This window comes from Roseofilum acuticapitatum BLCC-M154, assembly GCF_030068475.1.
GTDB classification, from domain to species: domain Bacteria; phylum Cyanobacteriota; class Cyanobacteriia; order Cyanobacteriales; family Desertifilaceae; genus Roseofilum; species Roseofilum acuticapitatum.
The window spans coordinates 106945-120007 of sequence record NZ_JAQOSP010000104.1 but is presented as its reverse complement, the minus strand read 5'-3'; the positions used below and the strand labels follow the sequence as shown (position 1 = coordinate 120007).

Sequence of the window (13063 nt, the reverse complement as noted above, 5' to 3'; positions counted from 1 at the left end):
CCTCTATCACCCATATTTTTAATTTTTGTTTTCATTATTTAATCTTTAAACACAATTTAATTTCGGGTTTTGCATGACAAAAATGCAATAATGAGTTCGCCACTAATTTCATCAATAGCAACAAAAAAATTGTTTAAAAATCATCCGTAAATTGATCAAAATTAAACCGATATTTTTGCAAAAAAGCTTTATTTAGTAGTTAGATATACAGTTATTCAATATTTTAAATCGTATAACTATATCAGAGGCAAAGAAAGGTAAAGTCTCCCCATAACTCATTCAAAAGAGCAAATAAGGGGTCAAACTTTGCAGAGTAAATTGTCAGTGTTTTAGACGTTATTCTCTATTCTCGTAGTGGCTTGTTACTGTCATAAGAGCGAGGGTGGATTCAACACCCCCGCTCTTATGACTCCTCAGCAAGTCATTACCCACTACCCCACAAAGGAGGTTTCATTATGAGGAAAATCGCTGTTTACGGAAAAGGCGGCATTGGTAAATCAACCACCACCCAAAACACCGTTGCCGGATTGGTTGAACTCGGCCGCAAAGTCATGATTGTGGGCTGTGACCCCAAAGCTGACTCCACCCGGTTACTCCTCGGTGGCTTACACCAAAAAAGCGTCTTAGATACCTTGCGCGAAGAAGGCGACGACGTAGAATTAGACGACATCCGCAAAGAAGGATTTGGCAAAACCTTATGCGTAGAATCCGGCGGGCCAGAACCCGGAGTCGGTTGTGCAGGACGAGGGATTATCACCTCCATCAGTATGCTCGAACAACTCGGAGCCTATGAAGAGCAAGTCGGTCTAGACTATGCCTTCTATGACGTTTTAGGAGACGTAGTTTGTGGTGGGTTTGCCATGCCCATTCGTGAAGGAAAAGCCCAAGAAATCTACATCGTCACCTCTGGTGAAATGATGGCCATGTACGCTGCCAACAACATTTGTCGAGGCATTCTCAAATATGCTGAGTCCGGTGGTGTGCGTTTAGGCGGACTAATTTGCAACTCCCGTAAAGTTGACCGGGAACAAGACTTAATCTCCGCCTTAGCCGATGCATTAGGCACACAAATGATTTACTTCATGCCACGGGACAACATGGTACAACGGGCAGAATTAAACCGGAAGACCGTCATTGAATACGCTCCAGAGTCCGAACAAGCCCAACATTACCGCAACTTGGCCAAAGCCATTGACGAGAATACCAATCAAGTCATTCCTAGTCCAGTCTCTAACGATGACCTAGAAAAATTACTCGTGAAATATGGATTATTGGGTTAAAGATACACCCGTATTCTCAACTCATATCCATTTCTTTCGTTGTATTTTCCCATTTTGAGGAGGAAAAATTCACATGCCAGTCGCTATTCGAGCCATTGTGCGACCAGAAAAAGCTAACGATGTGATGCAAGCCTTGTTAAATTCAGGTTTTCCGGCAGTCACAAAAATTGATGTTTATGGTCGAGGCAAACAACGGGGTTTAAAAATTGGTAACGTTCACTATGATGAACTGCCCAAAGAACTGTTAATGTTTGTTGTCCCTGATGAAGACAAAGACACCGTAATCCGGATTATTCTCGACAGCGCCCGCACCGGCACTGAAGGAGCCTATGGAGATGGAAAAATCTTCGTCACTCCAGTTGAAGAAGTCTACACTGTTAGCACCGGTATTCAAGAAAACAGTGCCCTCTCTCCAACAGCAACCCCAGAAACCTCTGCCCGAACTTTAGTGAAGACTTAAGGGAAGTTGCCATTAAAGTGACATTTCAATTGCGAATGGTTAGGGGTAAATCCTGGCTCATAGCTGATTTATAAGCTTTATTGTTTGAACCTCATAATACCCCCTAATCACTCTATCCTAGATAAAACAGAGGAAAAGGAGATGAAAGAAGTTATTGCGATTATTCGCATGAACAAAATGCATGAGACCAAAGAGGCACTCATTAAGGCAGGTTTTCCGGGATTTAACGCCGTGAAAGTTGTCGGACGAGGACGACAAGCCATGGAAGCAGAAGTCGTAGATGCTTTAAATCAACACCCCGAAGATGCATCAGAAGTCTTGCCTTTACTCGCTCATGTTCCTCGCTTAATTCCCAAGCGTTGGATTAGTTTAGTGGTTCCCGATGAATTGGTTAAAGAAGTTGTCAATACCATCATCAAGGTGAATCAAACTCGGAATCCTGGAGATGGCAAAGTCTTTGTCGTACCTGTGCTAGACAGTATTCGGATTCGGACTCGTGAAAGAGGGAACTTTGCGATTGATGAAATGGGTTCAGGCATGTTTTTTGCCTAAAGTGATCCCAAATCTGGGGCGGTGAAACTCAACCGGATTTGTTGTGAAAAAAGTCGGGGCGAGAGAGAAGGATAAAGACTAGATCAGTGTTAAATATTGTTCGATTCTCTCGTCTTTATGAACCCCAAACCTAATGGAGATAAAACCATGACTGAAAAATTATCACCGACCACTGATTTCGAGACGAAATCCCAACAAGCACAACAAGGCGTAATGCTTTCTCCGTCTCCGATTAGTCTGGAAGAAACGAATAAGAGCGTTACAGAAATTCTTGAAGCTTATCCGAAAAAAGTGGCTCGCAAACGGGAAAAACATATTGTAGTTCGCGACCCATCGATTTCGGAGCAACAAATTGATGCAAATGCTCGGACAACTCCCGGAATTATTACCCAAAGAGGGTGCGCTTTTGCCGGATGTAAAGGTGTGGTCGTTGGGCCATTTGGAGATTGCGTACATATTGTTCATGGGCCAATTGGCTGTTCTTATTATGCATGGATGACTCGACGCAATCAGTTTAAACCGAGAGCAGATGGCAAGGACTTTTTGCACTATTGTTTCTCTACGGATTTGAACGAGCATGATATTGTGTTCGGGGGGGTCAATAAGCTGAAGCAGGCAGTGCAAGAGGCTTATGAAATTTTCCAACCCAAATCGATTACGATTCACTCCACTTGTCCGGTGGGATTAATTGGAGATGATATCCAGGGGGCTGCCAAGGAAATGACGGAGAAACTGGGACTTCCGGTGCTTGCCTTTAACTGTGAAGGATATAAAGGAGTGAGTCAATCCGCAGGACACCATATTGCTAATAATGGTTTCTTTAAACATTGGATTGGCAAGGACACCGAAACGGAAGAAATCGAAGGATTTACCGTTAACCTGATGGGTGAATATAATATCGGTGGTGACTCTTGGGAAATTGAACGGGTTCTGGAAAAATGTGGTATTAAGGTAGTTTCTACCTTTAGTGGTGATGGGTCTTATGATGATGCAATCAAGGCTCATTTAGCTAAATTGAATCTGGTGATGTGTCATCGCTCCATCAACTATATGGCAAACATGATGGAAGAGAAATATGGCACGCCTTGGATGAAGGTGAACTTTATTGGCATTCATGCTTTTGCCAAGAGTTTGCGTAAGATTGCTAAGTTCTTTGATAATCCGGCTTTGACCCAACGGGTAGAAGAGGTGATTTTGGAGGAATTGGGTCTTGCGGAAGCTCAGTTGACCCAGTACCGCAAACGACTCGAAGGAAAAACGGTGTTCTTGTTCGTTGGCGGTTCCCGGGCCCATCACTACCAAGAACTGTTTGCAGATCTCGGCATGAAAACCATTGTAGCAGGCTATGAGTTTGCTCACCGGGATGACTATGAAGGACGGCAAGCTCTGCCGAATATTAAAGTAGATGCAGATAGTCGCAATATCGAAGAATTGGAAGTTGAACCCGATTCAGAGCGCTATAACCCTCCATCGGATGCAGAAATGGAGCGATTGCGTGGCGAAAATCTAGTCAGTGACTATAAAGGCATGATGCCGGATATGGGTGAAGGCACATTGCTGGTCGATAACATTTCTCACCATGAACTGGATGTGTTAATCCAACGCTTTAAGCCTGACCTGATTGGTTCTGGGATTAAGGATAAGTATGTGATTGAGAAATTCGGTGTACCTTGCAAGCAATTGCACAATTATGACTATGGCGGGCCCTTTGCGGGTTTCCGAGGTGCGGTGAACTTTGCTAAAGATGTGGATCTGCGCGTTAATGGCCCGGCTTGGCAATACATTAAAGCCCCTTGGGATTAGGGTTAAGGGGTTGTATGCCCCTAGCCTCCGTCCTCTAGTTGCATAGGGTTTGTGCTTGGGCCCTACCCTTTGCAACTCTCACCCTTCATTCATCTTCATAAGGAGAGAACATCATGTTAGAAGCAACCCCCAAAGAAGTTGTAGAACGCAAAGCCCTACGGGTCAACCCAGCAAAAACTTGTCAACCCATCGGGGCAATGTATGCGGCACTAGGAATTCATGGATGCTTACCCCATTCCCATGGCTCACAAGGTTGTTGTTCTTACCATCGATCGCACCTCACTCGTCATTATCGCGACCCGATTATGGCGGCCACCAGTTCTTTTACGGAAGGTTCAGCCGTCTTTGGTGGTGGCGCGAACTTGCGTCAAGCGTTCACTACGATGTATAAACTCTATGACCCGGAAGTGATTGCGATCAATACCACTTGTCTGTCAGAAACCATTGGCGATGATATTCCTACGTTGATTCGGGAAGCGCGAGAAAGTGGGATTATCCCGGAAGGTAAGGTAGTGATTCATGCCAATACCCCCAGTTATGTGGGAACCCATATTACGGGTTGGTCGAATATGACGGCTGGGATTGTTAAGTATCTTTCGCGGAAAACGGAAACTCCTCTACAGCAAATTAATGTGATTCCGGGTTATGTAGAACCGTCGGATATCCGCCAGATTAAGCATCTGTTGGATCAAGTGGGGGTAAAATCTGTGGTTTTCCCGGATACCAGTGATGTAGTGGATACGCCGCAAACGGGAACGTTTGAGATGTATCCTAAAGGGGGAACTCCGGTGGAAGCGTTGCATACGACTGGAGATAGTATTGCAACTCTGGCTCTGGGGCCGGATGCCTCGACACAAGCGGCGAAGGAACTGGAAATTAAGTGTAAGGTTCCCTATCATCTGCTGGATTTACCGATTGGAATTGCGGCAACGGATCGCTTTATCCAAGCGATTTTAGAAACCACTGGTGCAGAGGTTCCAGAGTGTTTAAAAGATGACCGGGGTCGGTTAGTAGACCTGATGACGGATATGCAGCAGTATCTGTATGGTAAGCGGGTGGCTTTGGCTGGAGACCCGGATCAAATGGTTCCTTTAACGGAGTTTTTGGTCAGTTGTGGTGCTAAACCGGTATATGTGATTACGGGAACGGCTTCTAAGTATTTCCGGAAACGCTGTGAAGAAATCCTGCAAGAGTGGGTTCCGGATGCGATCGTCAAAGATGATACCGATCTATTCTATCTGCATCAACTGATTAAGGGCAATCCTGTGGATCTGTTGATCTCGAATGTGTATGGTAAACATATTGCCCGTGCAGAAGATATTCCCTTAGTCCGGTTTGGTTGGCCGATTCTCGACCGGGTGGGTCATAGCTACTTCCCCTCTGTAGGTTACAAGGGCAGTATGCATCTGTTGTGCAACATCATCAATACGATTTTGGAACGCAAAGACCGGGATGATCCCGATGAAATCTTTGAGTTGGTTCTGTAAGATTTATGGCTCCCTGACTCAGGGAGCTTAGTTAAACCTCTGAATCTGAATCAGGAGTCAATCATGAGTAAATTCACGAAACCCGAACACCACATTTTTGTTTGTAATTCCTTTAGAACCAAGGGAGAAGCCCAGGGAGTTTGTAATAAAAAGAAAGCTGTGAGTTTAATTCAGTATCTCGAAGGTGAATTAATCGATCGCGGACTTGATAATATTTTGGTCTCTTCTACCGGTTGTCTCAAGCTCTGCGATCATGGCCCGGTGATGATGGTCTATCCCGACAACTACTGGTATGGGGAAGTGGATGAAGATGCGATCGATGAAATTCTCGATGCTCTCGAAGAGAATAAACCGGCTGAAGATTATTTATTTGCCACGTAAAGAGATCCCCCCTTACCCCCCTTAGAAAGGGGGGAGAATAAACAAAAGTTCCCCTTATATCAAATCTATTTATTTACGCTACAGATCTCTGTAGGGGCGGGTTATACCCAAATCTTGTAGACTGACCACTATTTTTGTATTCATGTCCGCTTGCGGAAACCCGCCCTCCCCCACCCTGTTTCTACAGTACGCAGAACGTAGCAAGCATTTAAGGATTTGATATTAGAAAGGGGAGAAAAATAAACAAAAGTCCCCCTTTTTAAGGGGGATTTAGGGGGATCTTAATGACCTTATAGCAGAGCAAACTACTTGTAATCTCAGGGGTGCAAGCCATGCGCCCTTCTTATTACTTCTAATTAGGACTGAGGACGTAAGCGATGACTGGAATTTTAAGAGAGCGAGAGCAACAAATTCACCGCAAAGGTGATAGCCCTTTTGAGTTTGCTTGCAATAAAGAAAGTTTGGCTGGTGCTGTTAGTCAAAGAGCTTGTGTATTCTGTGGTTCCCGCGTCGTTCTTTACCCCATTGCTGATGCCATTCATTTAGTGCATGGCCCCATTGGTTGTGCGGCTTATACTTGGGATATTCGGGGCGCTTTGTCCTCTGGGCCAGAATTACATCGGCTCAGTTTTTCCACAGATTTGCAAGAACGGGATGTGATCTTTGGTGGGGAGAAAAAACTTCACCAAGCCTTATGTGAATTAATCGATCGCCACGATCCCAAGGGTGCATTTGTCTATTCGACTTGCATTGTGGGCATTATTGGCGATGACTTAGAAGGCATTTGTAAACGAGTCAGCCAAGAAAAAGGTATTCCTGTTATTCCCGTACAGTCGGAAGGCTTTAAGGGGAATAAACGAGCGGGATATAATGCCGCTTGTCGAGCCATGTTTCGGTTGGTGGGAATGGGGGATACGACGGGGATTTCTCCCCACAGTATCAATATTTTGGGTGACTTTAATTTAGCGGGAGAAATTTGGATTATCCGTGAATATTTTGAGCGGATGGGTATTCAAGTCGTGGCGAATATTACCGGAGACGGACGGATCGGAGATATTCAGCGATCGCATGGGGCAGCTTTGAATGTGGTGCAATGTTCTGGTGCAACCATGGACTTCGCCAAACTGATGCAAGAGGACTATGGTGTACCCTTCCTGCGCGTCTCTTATTTTGGCGTGGAAGATATGGCAGAAGCTTTATACTCAGTCGCTCGTTTTTTTGAGGACGATCCGAGTATTTTGCAACGAGCGCAAGAGTTAGTCCGCTCTGAATTATCCACGCTCTATTCCCAGTTAAATGAATACCGCAAAGACTTAGAAGGCAAAACCGCAGCGATTTATGTGGGAGGAGCTTTTAAGGCTTTCTCCTTAGTGAAAGCTTTCCGGTTATTGGGTATGGATGTGGTAATGGTGGGGTCACAAACGGGAACCCAAGCTGATTATCAAGAACTCCATGAAATCACTGACGAAGGAACCATTATTGTTGATGATTCTAATCCCTTAGAATTATCTGATTTTTTGAAAGAAAAGGATGTAGATATTTTTGTTGGTGGGGTTAAAGAACGGCCTATTGCTTATAAATTGGGCATTGGATTCTGCGACCACAACCATGAACGGAAAGAAGCCCTAGAAGGGTTTGTGGGAATGCTCAATTTTGCCAAGGAAGTTCATTCTACGGTGATGTCTCCGATTTGGCAATTTGTGCCTCGACGCGCTCAGTCGAAGTAATCAACTAATTTTGATTTTGACAACTGCAATCTGGGAACGGGTAAAATCATGAGTAAAACCTTAAAAATTAAGCGCCAAACCGAGGCATATGTCTCGACAACGAATGCCTGTAAACTCTGTAAACCTCTGGGGGCTTGTATTGCTTTTCGAGGCATAGAAGGGTGCGTTCCTTTCTTGCATGGTTCTCAAGGATGTGCAACGTATATGCGCCGCTATATTATTAGCCATTTCCGGGAACCGATTGATATTGCTTCGTCTGCTCTGAGTGAAAAACATGCGGTTTATGGGGGCGGGCCAAACTTAAAAAAAGGCTTACTCAATGTGATGGATAAATACCATCCGGATGTGGTGGGAATTGCTACGACTTGTTTAACAGAAACTATTGGCGATGATGTGAAGCGTTTCTTATTGGAATTCCAACAAGAATTTGGCCAAGGGGAGGAGCCGTTACCGACGTTGGTACGGGTGGCAACTCCGAGTTATAGTGGGACTCATGCGGAAGGTTTTCATGCAACGGTTAAAGCGGTTATTGAGCAATTATCAGGGGTGGAAAGTTCACCTTTGATCCATAGTCCTTCGATTAATGTTTTGCCGGGTTTAGTGTCTCCGGCTGATCTGCGGTATTTGCGAGAAATTGTGCAAGATTTTGGCATTAAAGGCACAATTTTACCGGATTTTTCGGATACATTGGATGGGCCGGCACAACTGGATTATCTGACGATTCCAGAAGGAGGAACTCCGGTTGCTGATATTCGGGCGATGGATCAGGCGATCGCCACTTTGGAGTTCGGACGAGTCTTAGAAGGCACAGGAGACACCGGTGGAGAAGTTCTCCAGAAGCGCTTTGATGTGCCTTTGCATCGCTTGGGACTTCCCATCGGTTTGCGAGAGAGCGATCGCCTCTTTAACTTGCTCCAAGACCTTACCGGACAAGCGATTCCCCAAATCCATGCATCGGAACGGGGGCGGTTAGTCGATGCTTATGTGGATGCTCACAAATATCTCTTTGGTCAACGGGCGGTAGTCTACGGAGAGGAAGATTTGGTCGTAGGAATTACGGCTTTTCTCGCAGAAGTGGGTATTAAACCGATCTTCTGTGCCTCCGGTGGTAATAGCGGCCAACTCTCTCCGGCGATCGAAGCTGTTACCGCAGATATCCTCAAAGAACCCATCTCCGTTCGCGACAATGTGGACTTCTACGAAATTGGCGAACAAATTGACCAAATTAAACCCGATTTAATCATCGGAACCAGCAAAGGATATCCCATTGCTCGTAAACATCAAATCCCCATGATTCGCGTCGGTTTCCCCATTCACGATCGCTTTGGAGGACAGCGTATTTTACACCTTGGCTATCGCGGAACCCAGCGCCTTCTCGATCAAATTGTTAACGCCATTATCGACAAAAAACAAGCCGATTCCCCTGTTGGGTATGGCTATTTGTAGAGAGAGTTAGCGAATGGGTAAATAAGAAAGTACCCACGGCTTAAATCAACCATCACGGAGAACGGAAAAATGACCACTACTATTGATTACGAAAAACATCCTTGCTTCAATGTCAATGTCAAAGGACAATATGGACGAGTCCATTTACCCGTAGCGCCCAAATGCAATATTCAGTGTAACTATTGCAATCGTAAATATGATTGCGTCAATGAAAGCCGACCAGGAGTAACCAGTAATGTATTATCTCCAGAACAAGCCCTCTATTATATGGGTCAAGTATTGGAGAAAGAACCGCGAATTACAGTGGCAGGAATTGCCGGGCCAGGTGACCCCTTTGCCAATCCAGAGGAAACCTTACGCACGATGGAATTGTTGCGGGAAGAATACCCAGATTTAATCCTCTGTTTGGCCAGCAATGGACTGAATTTAAAGCCAGAATATATTGCTAAAATTGCCGAAATTGGGGTCAGTCATGTGACCGTGACTATGAATGCAGTCGATCCGGAAATTACCCGCAAGGTTTATCGCTGGGTTCGGGATGAAAAGACGGTTTATCAAGGCTTAAAAGGAGCGACTTTACTCCTAGAGCGGCAATTGGCAGCGATTAAGGGTTTAAAAGCGGCCGGCGTGACAGTGAAAATTAACTGTATTGTTATGCCGGGAATTAATGACCATCATGTGGTGGAAGTGGCGAAAAAGGCGGCAGAATTAGGAGCTGATTTGTTCAATGCCATGGCCATGTTTCCCACTCCAGATACGCCCTTTGAGGAACTGAAAGAACCCAATGGACGAATGATGAATCAAATTCGCAAAGAGTGCGAGGAATATTTGCCACAAATGCGCCATTGTACTCGCTGTCGGGCTGATGCGGTGGGACTTTTGGGCGAAGATCGATCGCAGGAGTTTGCGGGTTGTTTGGCTTCTTCTTCTGAGCGCAAAATTCCGCAAAAATCGAATAATCGCCCCTATGTTGCTGTGGCGACGGTTGAAGGGGTTTTAGTCAATCAACATCTGGGACAAGCCCTGCAATTGCAGATTTGGGAACAGACTAAAACTGGATTTAATTTGGTGGAAGAACGGTTAACGCCAGGGTCTGGGACTGGGTTTGAGCGCTGGCAAAAGTTGGCGAATAATTTACAAGATTGTCGGGCTATTTTAGCTAGTGGTATGGGAGATAATCCGAAACAGATTTTAAGTCAATGTGGGATTATGCCCATAGAACTGAGTGGGTTTATTAATCTGGGATTGAAGGCGGTTTATGAGGGGGAAGATCTCTCGAAGTTCAAGCGGCGCAAACAGACGGAATGCACGAAATTTGCCGCAGCCGCTTCTGAATGTCAAGGGGATGGTTTGGGTTGTGGATGAGGCATAGAATATGGGAAGATGGAGGGAGCCAACGCCTGGAGTTTCTAGGAACCCAATGAGAGGAGAAAGTAACCCATGAGCATTAATATTAATGACACCACTTTGAGGGATGGAGAACAAGCGGCGGGTGTGGCGTTTACTCTGGCGGAAAAAGTGGCGATCGCCCAACTGCTGGATCGGATGGGAGTTCCGGAGCTGGAAGTGGGAATTCCAGTGATGGGAGGCGAAGAGGCAGATGCGATCCGGGCGATCGTTGATTTAGGACTCAAGGCTCAGTTAATGGGCTGGAATCGGGCTAAAATTGAAGATATTCAAGCCTCCCTTGCCTGTGGATTGCATAGAGTTCATATCTCGATTCCCGTTTCCGAACTTCAGATCCAGGTTAAGTTTGGTGGCAAGCTGTCTCAATTTTGGCGACAGTTAGAGGAAAGCATTAGTTTTGCGATCGATCGCGGATTTTATGTTGCGGTTGGAGGAGAAGATTCTTCCCGCGCCAATCCCGAATTTTTGAGCGAAGTTGTGCAAAAAGTGCAAGACTGGGGAGCGAGTCGGTTTCGATTTTGCGATACCGTCGGCATCCTCGATCCCTTCGCCACCTATGACAAAATTAGTCAATTGGTGCAACAGGTTACCCTTCCCATCGAAATGCATACCCATGATGACTTAGGGATGGCAGTGGCGAATACTTTAGCGGGAGTTAAAGCGGGAGCCACTTCGGTTAATACCACCGTGAATGGATTGGGAGAGCGAGCGGGAAATGCTGCTTTAGAAGAAGTGGTGATTGCGCTCAAGCATCTGTATGGGATAAAACTAGGAATTGATACCCATCAGTTACGAGATATTTCTCAGTTGGTGCAGCAAGCTTCGGGAAATATTCTCCCCCCCTGGAAGTCGGTGGTTGGCGATAATGCCTTTACCCATGAAGCGGGGATTCATGTGAATGGCTTGCTCAAAAATGCTCACACCTATCAACCCTACGATCCGGCGGAACTCGGATTACAGCACCGTCTAGTCTTAGGCAAGCATTCCGGGCGATCGCTATTGTACAGCTTACTCCAAGAGCAGAAAATTACCCTGCAACAACAAGAAATTCAACGATTGCTTGAGCAGGTACGTTCTCTAGCCATTCAACTCAAGCGCGGAGTAACTCAAGAGGAAGTATTAGATCTTTTAAGTAACAGGAAGTTGTCAGAAACCGAGGAAATCCACTCCTCTTAGCCTCAATCTATCCCTTCCTTCAGGCTTTTTTTGTCAGGATACCCTTACTTTGAACCGATCCTCTCTTCCCTAGAATTATAAAGAAGTTGTTAAAATGGTAGTGACCAATACCATAACCAGAAAGCTTCTGAGGAAACCATTCATGAAAATCGAGTTAGAAAGTAACTATTTTGATGAAAAATGTCAATGTCACCTCTGTGGTACGCTCTTCTTCCCTGAAGAAATTATTGCGCGAGCCTATCGCAATTCTGATGAATATATCACCGATGTCTGTCCCCAATGTCTAGCCTCCGGAGATACCGGTATCAGTGACAGAATCCGAAGACAAGCTGACTATCTGCGTCGTTTAGCCAGTGAACTCGAAAAGTTAGCAGATGGAGAAATTGAAACCCCCAGTTTCGAGCATTTTCAAGCCGTTAGAAAGTTGACAAAATCCATATTGTAAGCGATTGACTTCAACCCTTCAAAGTTTTGAAAAATTCTCGTTTATTCTGGTTATTTGAATCTTCTTACACCTTTGAGGTAATGGTCATGAAAAAACGAGGATTTTTCTATTTTATCATTTCCCTAATCCTTACCATTTGTATAAGCTGTAGTGCCAGCACTCCCGAAGCATCAACCCAAACCCAATTAACCGTCTCCGTCGCTGCCAGTCTTCAGGATGTAATGGCTCCTATTGCCGAAGCTTATCAACAACAAGAACCCAATACCCTCATCGTCTATAACTTCGCCTCCTCCGGAACCCTGCAACAACAAATCGAACAAGGCGCTCCCGTTGATATCTTCATTTCCGCTTCACCCAAACAAATCGATATCCTAGAGAGCAAAAATTTATTAAAAGTCGAAACCCGGAAAAATCTCCTCAAAAATGAAGTTGTGTTAGTCACTGCCAAAGACAGTCAATCCCTTCAAGACTTTGCCGACTTAACCGGTGAAAATATCACAAAAATTGCCCTCGGTAATCCAGAAACAGTTCCCGCAGGACAATATGGAAAAGAAGTGTTAAGCCACCTCAAGTTATATGAAGATCTTACGCCTAAATTTGTCCTGGCTAAAGATGTCCGGCAAGTCTTATTTTATGTGGAATCAGGTAATGTGGATGCCGGAATCGTTTATCAAACGGATGCCATGCTTTCCGATAAAATAACTATTGTTGCCACTGCTCCCGAAGGCTCCCACTCTCCTATTCTGTATCCTGTCGCCGTTTTGCAGCAGAGCAAATTTCCTGAACAAGCTCAACGTTTTGTTGATTTTCTCATAACGGATACCGCACAATCCATCTTCAAAGACTACGGATTTACACCAGCCCAATAAAGGGTAAAAATCCTGAAATTTGTTCTCTCT

Annotated in this window: 12 protein-coding genes; all 12 read left to right on the top strand. The window is 45.1% G+C overall.

The window, feature by feature from the left end; genetic code table 11:
* Window positions 1-455 precede the first annotated feature (455 nt).
* The 12 genes from nifH (at window position 456) to modA (ending at window position 13033) form a co-directional block, all read left to right on the top strand.
* Window positions 456-1280, top strand: coding sequence for a nitrogenase iron protein (gene nifH / locus PMG71_RS16375; RefSeq protein ID WP_283754779.1), 825 nt, complete (start codon window positions 456-458; stop codon window positions 1278-1280).
* A 73-nt stretch (window positions 1281-1353) separates the two neighbouring features.
* Window positions 1354-1740: a P-II family nitrogen regulator gene (locus PMG71_RS16370; protein WP_283754778.1), complete on the top strand. Its 387-nt coding sequence runs from the start codon at window positions 1354-1356 to the stop codon at window positions 1738-1740.
* Window positions 1741-1881: 141 nt separating this feature from the next.
* Window positions 1882-2292 (top strand): P-II family nitrogen regulator, encoded by a 411-nt coding sequence (locus PMG71_RS16365; RefSeq protein WP_283754777.1) that lies wholly within the window; start codon window positions 1882-1884, stop codon window positions 2290-2292.
* A 213-nt stretch (window positions 2293-2505) separates the two neighbouring features.
* Window positions 2506-4095 carry a nitrogenase molybdenum-iron protein alpha chain gene (nifD, locus tag PMG71_RS16360; RefSeq protein ID WP_430541019.1) on the top strand — a complete coding sequence of 530 codons (1590 nt, stop codon included), beginning with the start codon at window positions 2506-2508 and terminating at the stop codon, window positions 4093-4095.
* A 113-nt stretch (window positions 4096-4208) separates the two neighbouring features.
* Window positions 4209-5582: a nitrogenase molybdenum-iron protein subunit beta gene (gene nifK, locus PMG71_RS16355; RefSeq protein WP_283754775.1), complete on the top strand. Its 1374-nt coding sequence runs from the start codon at window positions 4209-4211 to the stop codon at window positions 5580-5582.
* Between the two features lie 63 nt (window positions 5583-5645).
* Window positions 5646-5963, top strand: coding sequence for a (2Fe-2S) ferredoxin domain-containing protein (locus PMG71_RS16350; protein ID WP_283754774.1), 318 nt, complete (start codon window positions 5646-5648; stop codon window positions 5961-5963).
* 377 nt (window positions 5964-6340) lie between these two features.
* Window positions 6341-7690, top strand: a complete 1350-nt coding sequence (gene nifE, locus PMG71_RS16345; RefSeq protein ID WP_283754773.1) for a nitrogenase iron-molybdenum cofactor biosynthesis protein NifE — start codon at window positions 6341-6343, stop codon at window positions 7688-7690.
* A gap of 48 nt (window positions 7691-7738) precedes the next feature.
* Entirely contained in the window at window positions 7739-9136 is a 1398-nt protein-coding gene (locus PMG71_RS16340; RefSeq protein WP_283754772.1) for a nitrogenase component 1, read from the top strand.
* A gap of 69 nt (window positions 9137-9205) precedes the next feature.
* Window positions 9206-10501 (top strand): nitrogenase cofactor biosynthesis protein NifB, encoded by a 1296-nt coding sequence (gene nifB / locus PMG71_RS16335; RefSeq protein WP_283754771.1) that lies wholly within the window; start codon window positions 9206-9208, stop codon window positions 10499-10501.
* A 75-nt stretch (window positions 10502-10576) separates the two neighbouring features.
* Window positions 10577-11719, top strand: coding sequence for a homocitrate synthase (gene nifV / locus PMG71_RS16330; protein ID WP_283754770.1), 1143 nt, complete (start codon window positions 10577-10579; stop codon window positions 11717-11719).
* A gap of 142 nt (window positions 11720-11861) precedes the next feature.
* Window positions 11862-12164, top strand: a complete 303-nt coding sequence (locus PMG71_RS16325) for a hypothetical protein (protein ID WP_283754769.1) — start codon at window positions 11862-11864, stop codon at window positions 12162-12164.
* 86 nt (window positions 12165-12250) lie between these two features.
* Entirely contained in the window at window positions 12251-13033 is a 783-nt protein-coding gene (gene modA / locus PMG71_RS16320) for a molybdate ABC transporter substrate-binding protein (protein ID WP_283754768.1), read from the top strand.
* Window positions 13034-13063: the final 30 nt, after the last annotated feature.

Bases quoted from the DNA above. Each gene is read 5' to 3' on its own strand.
- nifB (WP_283754771.1), top strand. From the start codon at position 9,206: ATGACCACTACTATTGATTACGAAAAACATCCTTGCTTCAATGTCAAT.
- nifD (WP_430541019.1), top strand. From the start codon at position 2,506: ATGCTTTCTCCGTCTCCGATTAGTCTGGAAGAAACGAATAAGAGCGTT.
- PMG71_RS16365 (WP_283754777.1), top strand. From the start codon at position 1,882: ATGAAAGAAGTTATTGCGATTATTCGCATGAACAAAATGCATGAGACC.
- nifK (WP_283754775.1), top strand. From the start codon at position 4,209: ATGTTAGAAGCAACCCCCAAAGAAGTTGTAGAACGCAAAGCCCTACGG.
- PMG71_RS16340 (WP_283754772.1), top strand. From the start codon at position 7,739: ATGAGTAAAACCTTAAAAATTAAGCGCCAAACCGAGGCATATGTCTCG.
- PMG71_RS16325 (WP_283754769.1), top strand. From the start codon at position 11,862: ATGAAAATCGAGTTAGAAAGTAACTATTTTGATGAAAAATGTCAATGT.
- modA (WP_283754768.1), top strand. From the start codon at position 12,251: ATGAAAAAACGAGGATTTTTCTATTTTATCATTTCCCTAATCCTTACC.
- nifE (WP_283754773.1), top strand. From the start codon at position 6,341: ATGACTGGAATTTTAAGAGAGCGAGAGCAACAAATTCACCGCAAAGGT.
- nifV (WP_283754770.1), top strand. From the start codon at position 10,577: ATGAGCATTAATATTAATGACACCACTTTGAGGGATGGAGAACAAGCG.
- PMG71_RS16370 (WP_283754778.1), top strand. From the start codon at position 1,354: ATGCCAGTCGCTATTCGAGCCATTGTGCGACCAGAAAAAGCTAACGAT.
- nifH (WP_283754779.1), top strand. From the start codon at position 456: ATGAGGAAAATCGCTGTTTACGGAAAAGGCGGCATTGGTAAATCAACC.
- PMG71_RS16350 (WP_283754774.1), top strand. From the start codon at position 5,646: ATGAGTAAATTCACGAAACCCGAACACCACATTTTTGTTTGTAATTCC.